At 62.4% G+C, this 18,220-nt stretch carries 7 protein-coding genes; 4 read left to right on the forward strand and 3 right to left on the reverse strand.

Features of this window, described 5'->3' with window-relative positions; genetic code table 11:
• Nucleotides 1-64 precede the first annotated feature (64 nt).
• The 4 genes from SB756_RS06580 (at nt 65) to SB756_RS06595 (ending at nt 6,817) form a co-directional block, all read left to right on the forward strand.
• Entirely contained in the window at nt 65-2,569 is a 2,505-nt protein-coding gene (locus SB756_RS06580; protein WP_410910467.1) for a TonB-dependent siderophore receptor, read from the forward strand.
• A 204-nt stretch (nt 2,570-2,773) separates the two neighbouring features.
• Nucleotides 2,774-3,286 (forward strand): RNA polymerase sigma factor, encoded by a 513-nt coding sequence (locus SB756_RS06585; RefSeq protein ID WP_410910468.1) that lies wholly within the window; start codon nt 2,774-2,776, stop codon nt 3,284-3,286.
• On the forward strand, nt 3,287-4,243 hold the full coding sequence (locus tag SB756_RS06590; RefSeq protein ID WP_410910469.1) for a FecR family protein: 957 nt from the start codon (nt 3,287-3,289) through the stop codon (nt 4,241-4,243).
• A 96-nt stretch (nt 4,244-4,339) separates the two neighbouring features.
• The gene (locus SB756_RS06595) at nt 4,340-6,817 is read left to right on the forward strand and encodes a TonB-dependent siderophore receptor (protein ID WP_243055333.1); all 2,478 of its coding nucleotides are present in this window, start codon (nt 4,340-4,342) and stop codon (nt 6,815-6,817) included.
• A gap of 654 nt (nt 6,818-7,471) precedes the next feature.
• Here the strand turns inward: SB756_RS06595 and SB756_RS06600 are convergent.
• From SB756_RS06600 to SB756_RS06610, 3 genes are all read right to left on the reverse strand, one after another.
• A complete protein-coding gene (locus SB756_RS06600) occupies nt 7,472-8,197 on the reverse strand; it encodes a Crp/Fnr family transcriptional regulator (protein ID WP_410910470.1) in 726 nt (241 codons plus the stop codon).
• 92 nt (nt 8,198-8,289) lie between these two features.
• Nucleotides 8,290-16,935 carry a GH36-type glycosyl hydrolase domain-containing protein gene (locus SB756_RS06605; RefSeq protein WP_410910471.1) on the reverse strand — a complete coding sequence of 2,882 codons (8,646 nt, stop codon included), beginning with the start codon at nt 16,933-16,935 and terminating at the stop codon, nt 8,290-8,292.
• Nucleotides 16,936-17,109: 174 nt separating this feature from the next.
• A complete protein-coding gene (locus tag SB756_RS06610) occupies nt 17,110-18,198 on the reverse strand; it encodes a polyamine ABC transporter substrate-binding protein (RefSeq protein ID WP_063425775.1) in 1,089 nt (362 codons plus the stop codon).
• Between the last annotated feature and the right edge of the window lie 22 nt (nt 18,199-18,220).

The raw sequence follows: 18,220 nt of genomic DNA on the forward strand, positions 1-18,220 counted from the left end.
ACGGGATTTCGCCGGCTCCTTCGACAAGAAGAAAAAGCCCGCACTTTTCAGGAGCCACAACTCGATGGATCTGCTATCCCGTTACCGTCCCGCCTTGCTTGCCCAGGCCATCTGCATTGGCACGATGTCCAGCCTCTGCCAAATGGCTCAGGCGCAGCAACCTGCACAGCTCTATAACTTGCCCGCAGCACCACTGGCCCAGGCGTTGAACCGCTTTGCCGAGCAGTCCGGCATCAGTCTGCCGTACACTCCGAACATGGTCGAAGGCAAACAGGCACAAGCAGTCAACGGCGAGATGCCTGCCGACATGGCACTTCACCTGCTGCTAGAGGGCACCGGTTTGACAGCAACGCAGGCCGCGGATGGCAACTGGTCCTTGCAACCGCTGACAAATGACGGCGGATCTGCACTGGAACTGGGCAGTATCCTCATCGAAGGTCAGGGCATGGGCATGATGACCGAGAATACCGGCTCGTACACCACTGAGAAGGTCAGTATCGGCTCCAAGACCCCGACAAGCCTGCGGCAAACACCGCAATCGGTGTCGGTGATCACCCACCAGGTCATCGAAGAGCAGCGTATGACTGACCTTGCCGATGCTATGAAGATTACCCCCGGCATCACGGTGAAGAACAACAACTTCCGCCTTTCGGATTTTTACTCGCGCGGCTTCAAGGTAGAGAACATCCAGATTGACGGTGCTGCACCGATGGCCTTGGGTACTACGTCGGGCAGCTTCTACTCGAACAAGAACTACGACATGGTCGAGTTCGACCACGTAGAAATACTGCGGGGTTCGTCCGCCCTGTTCGGTGGTACCGGTGACCCGGGTGGCATGATCAACCTGGTGCGCAAACGCCCTCTGGACACCTACCAGCTCAAGGTCGACCTGTCGGCCGGCAGCTGGGACAACTACCGCACCCAGTTCGACGTCACTGGCCCGTTGGGTTTCGACGGCAAACTGCGTGGTCGCCTGGTAGCCGCCTACACCGACCGCCAGTATATGCTCGACGACCGTGCCACTGAAAAACCGATCGTCTACGGTATTCTGGAGGCCGACATCACGCCAGACACCATGCTGACCGTCGGTGGCCGCACCGAGCGCATTCACGAAACCGGTTCCGGCACTGGCTTGCCGCGCTATGCCACCGGCGCCGACCTGGGCCTGTCGCGCAACACCAGCCTGACCGAGAGCTGGGCCTATCTGGATGGCCGCTCACAGGAGGTGTTCGCCAAGGTCGACCACAAGTTCAATGACGACTGGAAAGCCAACGTCACCTACACCCAGACCCTGGACTCCGGCTTCGGCAAGAGTGCGTTCAACTTCGGTTCGGTCAACCCGGTCACTCTCGATGGTCCGGCCTGGAGCGGCAACGTCAACCAGTACCGCAGCGACCAGAAGCTTTGGGATGCCAACATCGCCGGTAAATTCCAGGCATTCGACCTGCATCATGAGTTCCTCATGGGAGTCGACTATCAAAAAATTACCAGCCAGTGGGAAGGCACCATGCAGTCGGCCGGTTCCGGTGGCGGCATCGACGTGTTCGACCCAAGCTCCACGCCGTGGCCGATGCCGGCGACTAACAAAGATTTCTACCGCGACTACAGCCCTAACACCCAGACCCAGTACGGCCTGTACTCCACCCTGCGCCTTCAACTGGCCGAGCCGTTGCACTTGATCGTCGGTGCCCGGGCCCAGCGCTACAAGTTCGAGCAGCTGTACCGCGCGCGCAGCAACGGTGTGTGGAGCGTACAGTCCGACATCGACACCCGCGAGCCCACGAAGCTGGTGCCCTACGGGGGCCTGGTCTACGACCTGAACGACGAGTGGTCGACCTACGTCAGCTATTCCGAGATCTACAAGCCGCAGCAGAACAAGCTGCAAGGTCCACTGCCAGGCAGCTCGATCGAAGCGATGAAGGGCAAGACCTACGAAACCGGGATCAAGGGCGAGCTGTTCAATGGTGCGGTGAATGTTTCGTTTGCGCTGTACTACACCAAGCGTAACAACGAGGCGGTGGTCGACCCGAACTACACGCTCACCAACGTGCTGTTCGGTGGCAACTGTTGTTACCTGACCCAAGGCGAAGTGGTCAGCAAGGGTATCGACATGGAACTGACCGGCGAGATCCTTCCGGACTGGAATGTGCTGGCCGGCTACACCTACAACAACAATCGCAACCGCCAGGACAACACTGCGTTCAGCAGCATTACGCCTAAGCACCAGTTCAAACTGTGGAGCACCTACCAGCTGCCCGGCCAGTTCCACGACTTCAAGGTCGGTGGTGGCGCGATCGTGCAGAGCGCGAATCTGGTCAACGGTACCGCCAGTGTGATCGACAGCGCCGGTAATGTGCTGCGCAACGAAGCCTACGACTACCGTCAGGGCGGTTACGCGGTGTGGAACGCGCTCGTCGAGTACAAGATCGACGATCACTGGACCTTGGCCTACAACGCCAACAACATCTTCGACAAGACCTACTACGCAACGTTAGGTTCTTCGGCGTCTGGCAACTGGTATGGCGAAAAGCGCAATCACATGCTGACCCTTCGTGGCACATTCTGGTAAGTGGTGACTGATTATCTGGAGGGGCTGTAGGGGGTAAGATTCAAAGCTTCCCACTGGCCGCTTTGGGTCGAAAGCGGCCATTCAGGACCGGCCGCTTTCGACCCATTGCAGACATTCATCCGGCATCCTCATCATTGCGAATGATTCTCACAGTCAGTATGCTCACTCCACAAAAAATGGATGTCACCTCTCTCGGAGCGCGCAGTGGCCGACAAAATGGAGCAGTTGTTTCGCCTTTACCACCGCGAACTCCAGCAACTCGCCTACCGTCGTCTCGGTGATCGTGATCTGGCTGCGGATCTGACCCAAGACACTTTCCTGCGTTATGTGAGCCTCGACCGCCAAGAACGGACTCAGAGCATCAGCAATCCGCAGTTCTTCCTGATCCGGATGATGCGCAACCTGATCATCGACTTTTGTCGCAGCCGTTCGCGGCGTGGTACTCAGGCATCGTTGCACGATCTTCAGGATGAGTTGCTCGACTCCAGTCCGGGGCCAGCTGAGCTTCTGCTTTTGCGCGAGCAGTTGCGCCTGCTGCACAACGCTTTGGACGAGTTGCCCGAAAAATGCCGCCACGCACTGTTGCTCAACCGCATCGACGGGCTGGGGCACACGGAAATTGCCGAACGGCTTGGCGTTTCACCGAGCATGGTCAGCAAGTACATCATGCGGGCGTTGAGTCACTGCGCCAGCCGCCTAGGGCTGATGGAAGACTAAGTGAACGTGCCTGATTCTCAAGCCACACAGTCTGCCCTGCGCGAACAAGCCTTGCAGTGGCTGGTCGACCTGCACTCGGGCGACAAGCAGAAGGTCGACTGGGAGGGTTACCTGCAATGGTGCGAAACCTCGCCGGGGCATCAGCGGGCAGCACAGGCGGCTGAACGGCTGTGGGAGCAGTTGGGTAGCGCCCTACAATGCCCCGTATCACGCCCCCAGCGCCTGCCGGTTTTGGGCTTGGTGCTGGCGGTGGGACTTGCCTGCGGGCTGACATGGCAGGCAGCCGAGAACGGCTGGATGGCGGACCAGCGCACGGGAGTGGGTGAACGCCGTACGCTGCAACTGGCGGATGGCTCGCGCCTGGAACTGGCACCGCAGACGCGACTGGACGTCGATGTGGATGGATCGCGGCGAGTGCTGCGACTTTATAGCGGCGAGCTGTACGTGCAGGTCGCTGCTGATCCAAAGAGGCCTTTCGACGTCGAGGCGGGCGAGGGGCGCATGCGCGCATTGGGCACCGCTTTCGATGTGCGTCGGCAGGACAGCAGTGTCCATCTGGTGGTCACTGAACATGCGGTGCGGGTAGACGTGCAAGCCAACGATGCCGTGCAAACGGCTGAGGTTCAGGAAGGCCAGGCGCTGGACTATGACGACAACGGCGTGTCCCAGCCATACGCAGTAGACGCGAGTGCCGAAACTGCCTGGCTGCATGATCGTCTCGTCTTCAACAACCGCACGCTTGGTGATGTGCTTGACGCCATGAAACCTTATCACTCAGGGCTGATCTGGATCCGCGACGCAGAGCTGCGCCAATTGCCGGTGACCGGCATCGTCGGCACCAATGACTTGCCGGCACAGTTGCAGCTGTTGCAACGCTCGCTCCCTGTGCGGATTCGCCAACTGCCCTGGCTGACCCTCATCGAACGCGACAACACCAGGGTGCGTGTGTCTCGCTGAAAATTTTTTGCTATCGCGCTGTCGGCTTTTTGCAGCCTGTCGTCTTTCCCTGTCGAGAGTGATTTTTATTTCGCTGATTTCAGCAAGGGGGGACACATGCAGCACTTGATTCGCCGGACAGCCCTGAGCCTCGCCATTACCACCATTGCCGCCTTTGCCATGACTACTGCGACACAGGCGGCCGAACGCACTCAGAGCACGCTCCACACCTTTAACATTGCTCCAGGTTCGCTGGACCAAGCTTTGACGCGTTTTGCCGACCAGGCAGGTCTGAGGCTGATGGTGGCCAGCGAGGTACTGAAGGGGCAGGAGAGCAAGGGATTGAGCGGGCAGTTCAGCGCCGGTGAAGGGGTTCAGCGTTTGCTCGGTGGAAGCGGACTGAAGGCGAGTTTCAATGGTGACATCCTTTTGATCGAAAAAGTCCAAGTCGGCGACAAGGCCCTGGAGCTGGGGTCGACCATCATCCAAAGCCAGGGCCTTGGACTGACGACAGAAAATACCGGTTCCTACACCGCAGGCGCTGTATCGGTTGGGGGTAAAACTCCCGTGGCGCTGCGTGAGATTCCCCAATCGGTCTCGGTGTTGACCCGGCAGAACATCGAGGATCAGGGCATCACCAACATGGAACAGGCGCTGGATAAACTGACCGGCATCACCGTGGTAGGCGGCAACGGCGTAGATACCAAGTTCTACTCCCGTGGTTTCGAGGTCACCAGCGTGCAGACTGACGGCGGTGCTCCGGCGATCCGCCAGCAGAACTATCAGTCGTTGCCAGACATGGCCATGTATGACCATATCGAGATCCTGCGAGGCTCTGATGGCCTGTTCAGCGGGACCGGTGAGCCTGGCGGCACCCTCAATCTGGTGCGTAAGAAGCCATTGGCGTTCAACCAGCTCAAGACCACTACCTCGGCGGGCAGCTGGGACAACTATCGCCAGGAGGTCGATGTCACCGGGCCGCTCGGTTTAGATGGTCGCTTGCGTGGGCGAGGTGTGGTCGCCGTCGAAGATCGCGATTATTTCTACGACACCACCAACAGCAAGAAAGAAATCTACTATGGGATCCTTGAAGCCGACCTCACACCGGATACGCTGCTGACGTTTGGCGGCAGTCACCAGTGGCGCAAGATAAAGGGTTACTGGGACAGTGGACTGCCTCGGTACAACACTGGCGACGACATTGGTTTGTCCCGCGACACATCACTGGGCGCGGACTGGTCCACAGCAAACTACGAAACCAACGAGCTGTTCGTCAAACTGGAGCACGCCTTCAATGAAGACTGGAAGGTCAACGGCAGTTATACACGTTACAGCCAAGACATCACCCAGAACATCGGCCAGGCAACCGGTACCCTCGACAGCACGACTGGAAGAGGCTCGCTGTTCTCACGCTGGGGGCGCAATTACACCATTGACCAAGACCTTTACGACGCCAACGTCTCCGGGCGCTTTCGTGCATTCGGCCTGGAGCACGAGGTGCTGTTCGGTATCGACCATCAGGAAACCCGGCGCGGTTTCGAGTCATTCCGTCTAGGCATGGCCAACATCCCGGTCGACCCACGTCAGGACGACATCAGCAATCAGCCTGAAGGTGCCATGCCTGGGATGTACATCAACTTCCCCGCATGGAACCAGCGTAAGAGCGGCGCCTACGCTACCCTGCGCGCGCAGCTGGCCGAGCCGTTAAAACTGATTGTTGGTGCGCGTTATTCGGACTACGACGACAACATCACCAGCGTGACGCCATCCGATGGCCAAGTTTACCCTACCGGCGGCAAGGAGAGCGGGGTGATCACCCCGTTCGGTGGGCTTGTCTACACTCTGAACGAGCAGTGGTCGGTCTATACCAGCTACAGCCAGATTTACACCCCGCAGACCAACTACTTGGGCACCGATCACCAGTCGCTCAAGCCTATGACGGGTGATACTTATGAGGTGGGCACTAAAGCCGAGTTGTTCGACAAAAAAGCCAACCTCTCGCTGGCGGTCTACTACACCAAGCGCGAGAACGAGGCCATGCTGCTCAATTCCGAAACCGTGATCGGCAACCCATGCTGCTACGAAGACGGTGGCAAGATTGTCAGCAAAGGCTTCGATGCCGAGATCACCGGCGAGCTTCTGCCGAACTGGCAGGTCGGGGCGGGTTACACTTTCAATATCAACGAGCAGGTCAAGACCGGCACAGCGTCCAACCGAGGCAAACCGCTGAGCACTCAAACACCGAAGCATTTGCTCAAGCTGTTCACCAGCTATCGCCTGCCAGGGGATCTGGACCACTGGAAGCTTGGCCTCGGCGCCAATATCCAGAGCCGAAACTACGTCAGCGGAACCTCTTCTGTAAAGGATGCGTTCGGAAACACCGTCACCACCGTGAATCCATTCGAGTACGAGCAGCCAGGCTATGCCGTGTGGAACGCTCTGGTCGATTACGAAATCGACAAGCACTGGACGGCATCGGTTAACGTCAACAACATCTTCGACAAGAAGTACTACCAGACCGTGGGAACCAACGCGATGAACAATTGGTACGGTAACCCCCGTGAATACCTGTTGACCTTGCGTGGTACGTTCTAAGCCCGATCTGTAGGCCTTAATGCAAGCGTTTGATATGGGGCGATACTGCCGGTCGACAATGACCACCATCTACCCATAGTGGACGCTTGCTACGCTGTCGAGTCATTCTTCATTCCTGTTACAGACCCTTCTTGCAGCGCACTCCCTAGCGATTTCCATCCATATGTCCTTATTGGGTTTCAGCTCCGGATAAGTCTGTACCGCAACATCGACTGTGCCCGCCAGAACGCTTGCCATCATATTGCCGAACGTTTTTTTAGCCCAGCATGGTCCTCTTCAGATGAATGCAGCAACGCCACTGGTGAGGGCAGCAGTGGCGTCGATACCTCCGTCAAGAGAAGCCTTCGCCGCGTCTCGAGACAAATCCATCAGCATTTCACCCTCTTTTCGAATGTATGAACGACACGAGACGCAGAAGCCGCGCTTTTTTTCAGAATTGTCGGTGCATTGCACGTGCAGATGAAAGAGAAAGCTTTCTAGCGGCAAGAAGGTGAAATCGGAGCGACAGTCCGCTAAGGGTCGAAAGCGGCCATTTGAATGCAAAGGGAAAAGCGGGCCGCTAGCGACTGTCTGATTCCGGCGCATGGCGTTCAGTCTCTGCGGGGGGGGGCGGGCCAATGCCCGCGCTGCAGATTTGGCTGATCTGGCCAGGGTTCAACCTTGGGGGGGCGGCATGTAGGGCAGCAGTCGCTCGGTTTCTTTCTTCACCACCGCGTAGCATTCGCAACTCAGCATTTCCAGCCGTGCCCGGTCCAGCACCCTGATCTGCCCGCGGTTGTACTCGATCACCCCCAGGCGCTGCAATTTGCCGGCGGCGTCGGTCACACCCTCGCGGCGCACGCCGAGCATGTTGGCGATCAGTTCCTGGGTCATACACAGGCGGTCGCCCGGCAGGCGGTCGAGTGACAACAGCAACCAGCGGCACAATTGCTGGTCGATGGAGTGATGCCGGTTGCACACCGCTGTTTGTGCCATCTGCGTGATCAGTGCCTGGGTGTAGCGCAGCATCAAAGTCATCAACTCGCCATGGCGGTTGAACTCGTCCTTGATCTTTTGCACGGGCAGACGGTAGGCATGCCCGGCGCTTTGCACGATGGCCCGGCTGGGGGTGCTTTCGCCGCCCATGAACACGGCGATGCCGACCAGCCCTTCGTTACCGACCACTGATATTTCGGCCGAGGCGCCGTTCTCCATCACATACAGCAGCGAAACGATGGCATCGACCGGGAAGTGGACGTGGCTCAGGGTGTCGCCGGACTCGTACAGCGCCTTGCCCAGGGGCAGGTTGACGTGCTCCAGGTCCGGTGCCAACCGGCTGAACGCCTCTGGCGACAGGGCAGCCAGCAAGTGGTTGTTCTGGGGTTTTACCGTGTGTTGCATGCGTGGGACCATCGATGGCAGCTGCTGTCGGAACAAGCTTAGCCTAGCGGGGCCAAGGCTTGCGCCAGCGCTGCCGTGACGCGCCCAACGGTTCAGATGGCAGGCAAGGAGCAGGCCCGGCACTGGGCAATGACGTGGTGCTCGCCCCCGTCATCCTTCAGCCGAAGCTTGGCGTCGGCAAGCCGCTCGCCGTCCAGGCTCAGGCTCAGTTCGCTGCCGTTGCCGTTGCGTACCTCGATCCGGTAATGGGTGCTGCCAAAGCGGTAATGCAGGACATAACCCGGCCAGCCTGCCGGCAACAGCGGCTGCAGGCGCAGGGTGTCGCCACTGCGTTGCAGGCCCAGCAGGCTTTCGACTATCAAGCGGTACATCCAGCCGGCAGAGCCGGTGTACCAGCTCCAGCCACCCCGCCCGGCGTGGGGCGCAACCGCATAGACGTCGGCGGCCATCACATAGGGTTCGACCTTGTAGGTATCGATCAACGCGTCGCAGCCCTGGCGCACCGGGTTGATCAGGCGCAGCAGTTCCCAGGCCCTGTCGGCGTCGCCCAGCTGCGCATAGGCCATGCTCGCCCAGATGGCCGCATGGGTGTACTGCCCGCCGTTTTCACGCACCCCTGGCAGGTAACCCTTGATGTAGCCAGGGTCCAGCTGGCCCTGGTCGAAGGGTGGGTCGAGCAGTTTGACGATGCCGATATCACGGCGTACCAGGTGGCTGTCCAGCGCCGCCATGGCCTGGCGGGCGCGTTCGGGCGAAGCGACACCCGACAGCACTGCCCAGCTCTGCGACAGCGAATCGATGCGGCATTCCTGATTGCTCGCCGACCCCAGTACCTGGCCATCGTCGAACCAGGCGCGGCGATACCAGCCGCCGTCCCAGGCGTGCGCTTCCAGTTTTTCGGCGAGTGCGGCGGCCTGGGTGGTGCAGCGCAACGCAAAGGCGCTGTCGCCCTGGCGCAAGGCGACGCAGCCGAATGCCCGCAGCACCTCGTGGCCAAAGAAGCCCAGCCACACGCTTTCGCCTTGCCCTTGTTCGCCCACCCTGTTCATGCCGTCGTTCCAGTCGCCGCTGCCCATCAACGGCAGGCCGTGGGCCCCGCACTGCAGGGCGTGGGCGAGGGCGCGCTGACAATGCTGGTACAGGCTCTCGACCAGGGCCGAGTGGCCAGGCAGGTCGTAGTAGGACTCTTCCCCGGCGTTTAGCGCGCGGCCTTCCAGATAGCCGACCGGCTCGTCAAGCACAGCGTAGTCCCCGGTGGCCTCTACGTAGCGGCTGGCGGCCAGCGGTAGCCACAGCAGGTCATCGGAGCAGCGGGTGCGCACCCCGCGCTGCAGCGGTGGGTGCCACCAGTGCTGCACGTCGCCTTCGGCATACTGGTGCGCAGCGCAGGCCAGCAGGTGTTGACGCGCCGCCGCCGGCGCGGCATGGACCATGGCCATGCTGTCCTGCAGCTGGTCGCGGAAACCGATGGCACCGCCAGACTGGTAAAAGCCGCTGCGCGCCCAGAACCGGCAGGCGATCACCTGGTACATCAACCAGCCGTTGGCCAGCACATCCAGTGCAGGTTCCGGCGTCTCGATCTGCACGGTGTCCAGTGTGCGCCGCCAGTAGGCGCTGACCTTGTCGAACTCGTCCATGGCGGCCTGCAACCCCCGGTACTGCTGCACGCAGCGGGTAGCGGCGCGGGCGTCCCGGGCGGCGCCCAGGCGGAATACCACCTCCCGGCTTTCGCCAGGCTCCAGCTGCAGCGCCACCTGCAATGCCGCGCACGGGTCCAGACCACCGCCGGTACGCCCCGACAGCCGTGACTGGCGCATACCCAAAGGCGCCTGGCAATCGCCGTTGCGCCCCAGGAATTCGCCGCGATCACAGGTCATGCCCTGTATTGGCAGGTCGCAATCGAGAAACGCCACGTGCGTGGAAAATTCCACTGAGTAGCTGTTGCGGGCAAACAGCGCGCCGCTGAAAGCGTCGGTCTCACTGACCACGTGCATGGCGGTTTTGCCGGGCAGGTCGCCCAGCACCCACTCGACGAAGCAGGTCACCGACAACCGACGTACCCGTGCCGAAGTGTTGTGCAGTTTGAGCCGGCTGAACTTGACCGGGCCATCCAGTGCCACATGCACCCACAGCTCGCAGCGCAGGTCTTGCTCGGTATATTCGAATACGCTGTAGCCAAAGCCGTGGCGGGTGCAGTAACGGCCACTGCCTGGGCAGGGCTGCGGCGTCGGTGACCAGTATTCGCCGGTGTCCTCGTCGCGCAGGTAGAAGGTTTCGCCACTGGCGTCGGTAACCGGGTCGTTGTGCCAGGGCGTCAACCGGTACTCGTGGGCGTTCTCGTACCAGGTGTAAGCGCTGCCGGCCTCGGAGACCACGCTGCCGAAGTGCGGGTTGGCCAGGATGTTTACCCATGGCGCCGGTGGCGATGAGCCGGGTGGCAGCGCAATGACGTACTCGCGGCCGTCGGTGCTGAACCCGCCATAACGGTTGCCCAGCATCACTGTGGGTTGCTCGGCCGGAGAGTGGCTGGCAGGTGCCGGCCGGCGGCTGGCAGGGTTGGCCTGAACAGCCTGCGGGACCTTTGGCTGGCGGCGCAGGTGCAGTTGCTCTTCCAGCGTGCCGAGATTGTCGTTGAGCACCAGCCGGGCTACCGACAAGGTCAGCAGCCGGTCTTCGGCAGACAGTTGCTGCGCAGGCCTTACGTAAATGCCGCCGGGGCGGTCGAGCAGGGCCGCTTCGCTGCCGGAGGTGACGATCCCCATGATCAGGTCCTGCAGTTGCTGGCGATAACCGGCCTGGTCTTCGTTCCAGATCAACAGGTCGAGCGCGAGCCCCTTCTGGCGCCAGTAGGCATGGGCCAGCACCATTTGCTTGACCAGATGAATGTTGGCCGGGTCGCCGATCTGTACCAGCACGATTGGCAGGTCGCCCGACACCCCTTGGCCCCACAGGCCAGTCTGGTTGCGTCGGTTGCTGGCCAGCAGCGCTGCGTTGGGCCGCAGGCTGGCGTTGGGGTACAGCACCGAGGCGGCCATCTGCTCGAACAGCCGGGCGTCGGCCAGCGAACCGTTGAGCTGGTGCAACAATACCTGGCTGTGCGGCCAGGCGAGGTCGAACACCCGATCGGCCAAGTGCCGGTCGCGGTACTTGGCGACTTGCTGCAGGCAGGCGTCGCGGCTGTCGGCGACGCCTGTGACCAGGTCGACCGTGGTCGCCTGGCCGGGCATCAGGGTGATGCGGCAGCGGATGGCCACGATCGGGTCCAGCACCGCCCCCTCGCTATCGGACAACGCCTCGTTGTCCCGGTCCATGGCTGCCGGCCGCGCCAGGGTGCGCCCTCGGCCGATGAAGCGCGCCCGATCGGTTTCGTAGGACAGCGCCTCGATGTCGGCGCCGTGCACCGCGAGCACATGGCACATCCATGGCACGGCGTCTTGCTGCGAGCGCGGCCGTCGCGTGCAGAGAATGGCTTGCAGCGGGCGGATCAGTTCGGTCTGGATGAACAGCTTGCTGAAAGCCGGATGCAGGGCATCGCTCAAGGCCGGTGCCAACACCACTTCGGCGTAGCTGGTCAGCTCCAGGGTGCGGGGCAGGTCGCCATGGTTGGTCAGGTGCAGGCGTCGCAGCTCGATGTCGTCTTCGGGCGATACGGCAATTTCGGTATGGCAGTCGAAGTCGCGTTCGCGCACGCGAAACTCCGCGCGGCCGTCGCTGAAAATCGCCTCCTGAAGCTTTGTTCGGTGCCGTGTCGGCTGGTAGGAGGTGGACCAGTAGGCGCCGCTGGCGACATCGCGCAGGTAGCAGAAGCTGCCCAGGTCGTCGCGGCTGGCGTCTTCGCGCCAGCGGGTCACCGCCAGCGTATTGCGCTGGCTGTAGCCACTGCCCACGTGGTTGACCATGACGTGATAGCGGCCGTTGGACAGCAGTTGTACGGCCGGTTGCGCCCGGTTTGGCTCTTTGAACACCCGCAGCCGTGCCTCGGGGTCGCGCTCGGCGGTGTCCTCGGCCGGCGCCTGGAGGGTATGCAGGTAGGGCGCAGCGGTTTTCGGCACGCGCTCCTGCAACAGCAGCATGCTGGCCTGGAACTGCGGGTCGGAGGCGAAGCGCCGTTGCATGGGCTTGTTCAGCAGCAAAGCGGTCAGGGCCAGGAAACTCATGCCCTGATGGTGGGCCATGAACGAGCGGACCACGACGGCGTCTTGCCCGGGGGGCAGGCGTGCCTCGCTGTAGTCCACGGCCTCGTAGAGCCCGAAGCGCCCAGCCAGGCCAAGGGTGGCCAGCCGTTGCAGGTTGCGGCAGGCGGCAGCGGGCGCCACCATCAAGGCCAGTGCGCTGGCATAGGGCGCCACCACGCGCTCTTCACCCAGGCCACGTTGGAGGCCAAGCCCCGGTACGCCGAACGCCCGGTACTGGTAGTTGAAATGTGCGTCCAGCGCGTTATAGGCCGATTCCGACACACCCCAGGGTAGGCCCGACAGCTTGCCGTGTTCGATTTGCCGTTTGACGGCGGCGTGGCAGGTCTGGTCGAGTAGCGTGCCTTCATAGTTCGGCATCACCAGCAGCGGCATCAAGTACTCGAACATCGAGCCGGACCAGGACAGCAACACAGGCACGCCGGCGTTGCTGGTGAGCAGCCGGCCCAGGGCGAACCAGCTGTCCTGGGGCACCTGGCCTTGGGCGATGACGACGAAGTTGGTCAGGCGCATCTCGGACGCGAGCAGGTCATAGAACGCGGCGTCCAGGCGATGTTCGTCGGCGTTGTAGCCGATGGCGAACAGGTCGCGCTGGTTGTCGTACAGGAAGGTGAAGTCCATGCTGGCCAACGCTTCAATGCGGCTGGCCAGGGCGTGTGCCTGGGCGATGCGCTGGCGGGCAACTGCCCTGACGTTGGCCACCGCCAGGCGCTCGGGGGGCGGCCACTGGTCTGCGTCAAGCTGTGCCAGCTGGCGCCAGGTCAGCGGAGCGTGGGGCGCCTGATCGTTACCGGGGGGCAATTGCAGCTGCTGCAGTTCGCGGCTCAGGTCCAGGCATTGCTCATTCAGGGCATTCAGCCAGAAAGTACAATCGTCAGCAACTTCTGTGCCGGGGGCCAAGGCAACCGGTTGTGTGATCAGCGGCTGCAATTGTTCGACCAGCATCGGCAGCAGCGTGGCGTATACGTCGCCCACCTGGCCATGGGCGAGCCGCACCTGCTCGCGCAGGGCCGAGATCGGCTGGATGTCCGCGCCTGTGCGGGCATAGGCGTCCAGCAGCGTGTCAAAGGTGTCGAGCAATCCCTGGCTCAGTCGCCGGTCGAGCAGGGGCGTGTCGGCCATTTCCAGCAGGCCGGGCTTGAGTGTCAACAGCAGGGCGGCGAGGTTGCCGCTGTCCACGCTCGAGACATACAGCGGTAACAGCGGCTTGAGGGCCTGGGTGTCGTACCAGTTGTAGAAGTGCCCTTTGAAGCGCTCCAGGCGAGCCATGCTGTCGAGCATGCAGGCCAGGCGTTCGAACAGGCGGCCCGCACTGAGGTAGCCGAAGTCATGGGCCGCCAAGTGCGAGAGCAGGGCCATGCCCATGTTGGTCGGTGAGGTGCGGTGAGCGATGTTGGCGAAGGGCGGCGCCTGGATGTTGTCGGGTGGCAGCCAGTTGTCGGCAGGGCCGACGTAGCTGTCGAAAAAGGCCCAGTTGGCGCGGGCGAGTCGATGCAGGAAGACCAGGTCTTCGCTGCCGGGCATGAGGGCGGTCAGGTCACTCGGGCGGCTGAGCCACCAGGCCAGCGCCGGGCCGAGCAGCCACAGGACAAGCACCGGCGAGGCAATCAGCAGTACCGTCGGCTGCATCGCCAAGGCACCGGTCAGCACAAACACCAAGGCCGGTTGCCCCCATTGCTGGCGATACACCGCCCCCAGGGTATCTGCGCTGCAGCGTTCGTCCTCGCGTGAGGGGTTCCATTGCAGCAGGCGTTGTTTGCTGACGGCCAGCCGCCACAAGGTGCGAAGGATGGCATCCAGGCTGTAGCAGGCTTCGAAGGGTAACCAGGCCAGTGAAAGGCCGGCACGCAAGAAATAGGTGCCCGAGGTGTGCAACGCTGCCAGCAAGTGTTCTGACACAGGGACATCAGCGGCCTTGCCCGGCAGTTCGAGCAGCGAGTCCAGCACTGGGCGCGCCAGCAGCAAGGCCAGCAGGGCCAGTGTCCAGGCGAGCGGCGTGGCACTGGCCAGCCAACCCCACAGCAGGAGCGTCAGCAGCGCCGCCGGCTCCAGGCTGCGGCGCAGGTTGTCGAAAATCTTCCAGCGCGACAAGGCGCTGAGCGGGCTTAGCGCCAAGCCATGGGTGCCGGTGTGCAGCCAGGGCACCAGCCACGGCAGCAGTTGCCAGTCGCCGCGTATCCAGCGGTGCCGGCGTTTGCTGTCGGCGCTGTAGCGGGCCGGGTAGGTTTCGAACAATTGCACATCGCTGAGCAGGCCCGAGTGTGCGTAGCAGCCTTCGATCAGGTCATGGCTGAGTACCCGGTTGTCGGCGAAACGGCCCTCCAGTGCCTGTTCGAAGGCGTCCACTGCGTAGATGCCTTTGCCGATGAAGGAGCCGCTGAGAAACAGGTCCTGGTAAACGTCCGAAACGGCCTGCGTGTAGGGGTCGACACCGGCGTCACTGCCAAACAGGCGCGCATAGCGCGAGCGCGACACGCTGGGCAGGCTGATGCCCACCCGCGGTTGCAGAATCGCGTAGCCTGCGTCGAGGCGACCAGTGTGTGCGTCGAAGCGAGGGCGGTTGAGCGGGTGCTGCATGGCGCCGATGAATTGCCGAGCGGCACCGCGAGGCAATTGGGTGTCGGTGTCCAGGGTGATCACATAGCGCACGTGGCCAAGCGCTTGCAGGTCGCCGACGATCCGCATGAAGCACGCGTGGCCGTGGCCGCGCAACACCGCGTTCAATTCGGCGAGCTTGCCGCGCTTGCGCTCGCGGCCCATCCAGCAGCGCTCGGCGGGGTTCCATATGCGTGGCCGGTGAAACAGGAAAAAGCGCGCACCGCCCGTGCTTGGATACTTGTGGTTGAGGGCACGGATACCTTCGCTGGCCAGGTCGAGCAGTGCCTGGTCTTCGGGCTGGTTTTGTTCACGGGCATCCATGAAGTCGCTGAGCAGGGCAAAGTGCAGGTGTTCGTCACGGTTGGCCAGGAAGCGTACTTCCAGCCCTTCGACCAGTTCTTCGACATCGCCGGTATTGGCCAGCAGCGTGGGCACTACCACCAGCGTGTGGGCGTCCTCGGGAATACCGTCCGTGTAGTCCAGCCGCGGCAGGAAGGAGGGCTTGACGGTCAAGGTCACCAGCCAGTTCACCAGGCCGATGGCCAGGCGGCTGGTGCTCAGCAGAACCGGCAGGGCCATGGCGGCCAGCACCGCCAAAGGCCAGCCCTCCAGGCCAATGGCGCGTATGAAGCCCCAGGCCGGCAGGCACGACAGCAGTGCCACTGGCACCAGGTAGAACGCCAGCGGCGCCCGGTGCAGCAGGCGTTGCCAGCGCTCGCCCAGCGGCACCCGCGCGGCCAGGTGCTGCTCCAGCAACGGCAGGCCATCCCCCGCCAGGTAGAAGCCCACGTGCCCAGCCGGTTCACCCGGCGCGGCGCCTGCTGTCTGGGCCAGCTCGATGGCCGTGCGCGCCACGGCGGGCTCGCTGAATTTACTGTGGCGTGCAAGGCGCTCGACGCTGTGCCGGTAATGGTCACGGCTGGTGAAGTCCATGGCGGGGTAAATGGCCGCCGGGTCGCGGTGCAGCGCCTGTTCGACATGGCTCAGGTGTTCGACGAACGCCTTCCAGTCGATGGTCGACAGCAGGCGCAGGCTGCCGATGCTGTTGCTGATGGACACCTGGTCGATGGCCTGCTGCTGGGCATCGAGCTGGACATGGCCCTCGATGCTGCGCGCCGACTCGCTGAGCATCTGTTCCACCCACAGCAGCGGCTGGGTCAGTGAAGCGCTGTGGCCCTGCAGCCGCCTGGCCAGCTCGGCAACGAAGGCGGCGGTCATCGGCGGTTGCGACCGGGCCATGTCGGCGACCACCAGCACCACGCTCTTGGCGTCGCGCTCGGCGGTTTCGCCAAGCCGGTCGGCCCAGACATTGGCCAGGTCGCGGTCAGCCCAGTTGGCCATGACCCGCGCCGCTACACGGCGCAGGTTTTCTATCAGGGCCAGGCGCAGCATGATCGGGATGGCCCAGAGCTCGCCCAGGGTCAGGGTGCAGGCCTGCTGATAAGCCTCGACGAAACGGCTGAAGCTCTCAGCGTCGATCCGCCCGTCACCGTGGGAAATGGTCTCCAGGGCAATGTCGTAGACACGCGGCAGGCCGGTGGAGGCGCCGTTGTCCAGCTGCGGCAGCTGCAGGCTGTAATTGGCCGGCAGGTCGTGCTTGGCAATGCGGATATGGGTTTCGACCAGGTAAAAGTTGTCGAGCAGCCACTGCGCGGCGGGTAGCGCCGGGCGGGAGCCGGGCAGGGCGGCGGCGAGGGCGGTGCAGCTTGCAGAGAGCATGCGTTCGTTGTCGGCCAGGCGGTCAAGCAGGGCGTCGTTGGCCGGCCGCTGGCTCAAACGGTGCTGATGGGCCAGCCGCAGACCGTGCTCGGCCATCTGGTCGGCGTTGTACAGCTCCGAGCGCAGCAGGCTTTCGTAGGTGAAGGTGTGCCGGGGCGAGCGCCAGCGCCCCGCATGGGCGTACAGGCGTCGGAGGTAGCTGCGTGCGAGAAGCCAAGGATTGTCCATGGTATGCCGGGTTACCGATCTGGCCTTTCAGCATTCAGTCTGCGGCGATTGCCCGGGCAGCGTCTGTACGTTAGCGAACAGACCCGCCTTGGCCTGCGCACGGGCTGTATCGCCGATGTCCAACGCGCCGCTGTGGCACACCATGGAGGGGCTGGACGAATTTTGGTCGTTACATCACTTCCCGCTAGTCACTCGTGTCCACAGCCGGGTACTCGAGCGCATCCCTGCCGGCGACAAGGTCTTGATCGGGAACAGCGTATCGAGGACCGATTCGGGCGGGTAGACCGCCGGGTTGTTGCGCAGCTCAGGCGTGATGTATTCCAGCGCCGCCGCATTGCCGTTGGGGTACTTCACCGTATTACTGATACTGGCGATCACCTTCGGCTCTAGCAGGTAGTTCAGGTACGCATACCCATTCTCCCGATGCGGTGCGCCCTTGGGCATTACCACCATGTCCACCGCCACGGTCGAGCCCTCGTGCGGAATGCTGTAGCCCAGGTTCACCCCGTTGCCCGCCTGCTGCGCGCTGCCCATGGCCTGCAGCACATCGCCGCTGAAGCCGATCGCTACGCAGATGTTGCCATTGGCCAGGTCGCTGACGTACTTGGACTGATGGAAATAGCTGATGTAGGGCCGCACCGCCAGCAGTGCCGCTTCGGCCTTTTTCAGGTCCTCTGGCTTTTCGCTGTGCGGGTCCAGGCCCAGGGTCCTGAGCGTGATCGAGATGATTTGCGTCGGGTTGTCGAGGAACGCCACGCCGCACTGGCTCAGCTTCTGGATGTTCTCCGGCTTGAACAGCAGGCTCCAGGATTGCGTCACCTCGGTGCTGCCGAAGATGGCCTTGATCTTGTCGGCGTTGTAGCCGATGCCGGTGGTAACCCACATATACGGGATCGCATAGCGGTTGCCCGGGTCGCTTGTCTCCAGGATCTTCATCAGCTTCGGGTCGAGGTTGTGCCAGCCAGGCAGCTTGCTACGGTCCAGCTCCTCGATGGCACCCGCCTTGATCAGCCGCGGCAGGAAGTGGTTGGACGGGCTCACCAGGTCGTAGCCACTGTTGCCGGTCATCAGCTTGGCTTCGGTGGTTTCATTGCTATCGATCAGGTCGTAGGTGGTCTGGACACCCGTGCGCCGGGTGAACTCGGCCAGGGTGTCGTCGGCAATGTAGCCGCTCCAGTTGGCAATGTTGACCCGCTCTTCGGCCTGCACTGCCGCGGCCAGCAATGCTGAGGACAACAGGGCCACGCAAGTGTGCTTGATCATGGGATAGCTCTCTTGTTCTTGT

The organism is Pseudomonas sp. SIMBA_068 (genome assembly GCF_046534705.1).
GTDB classification, from domain to species: Bacteria; Pseudomonadota; Gammaproteobacteria; order Pseudomonadales; family Pseudomonadaceae; genus Aquipseudomonas; species Aquipseudomonas putida.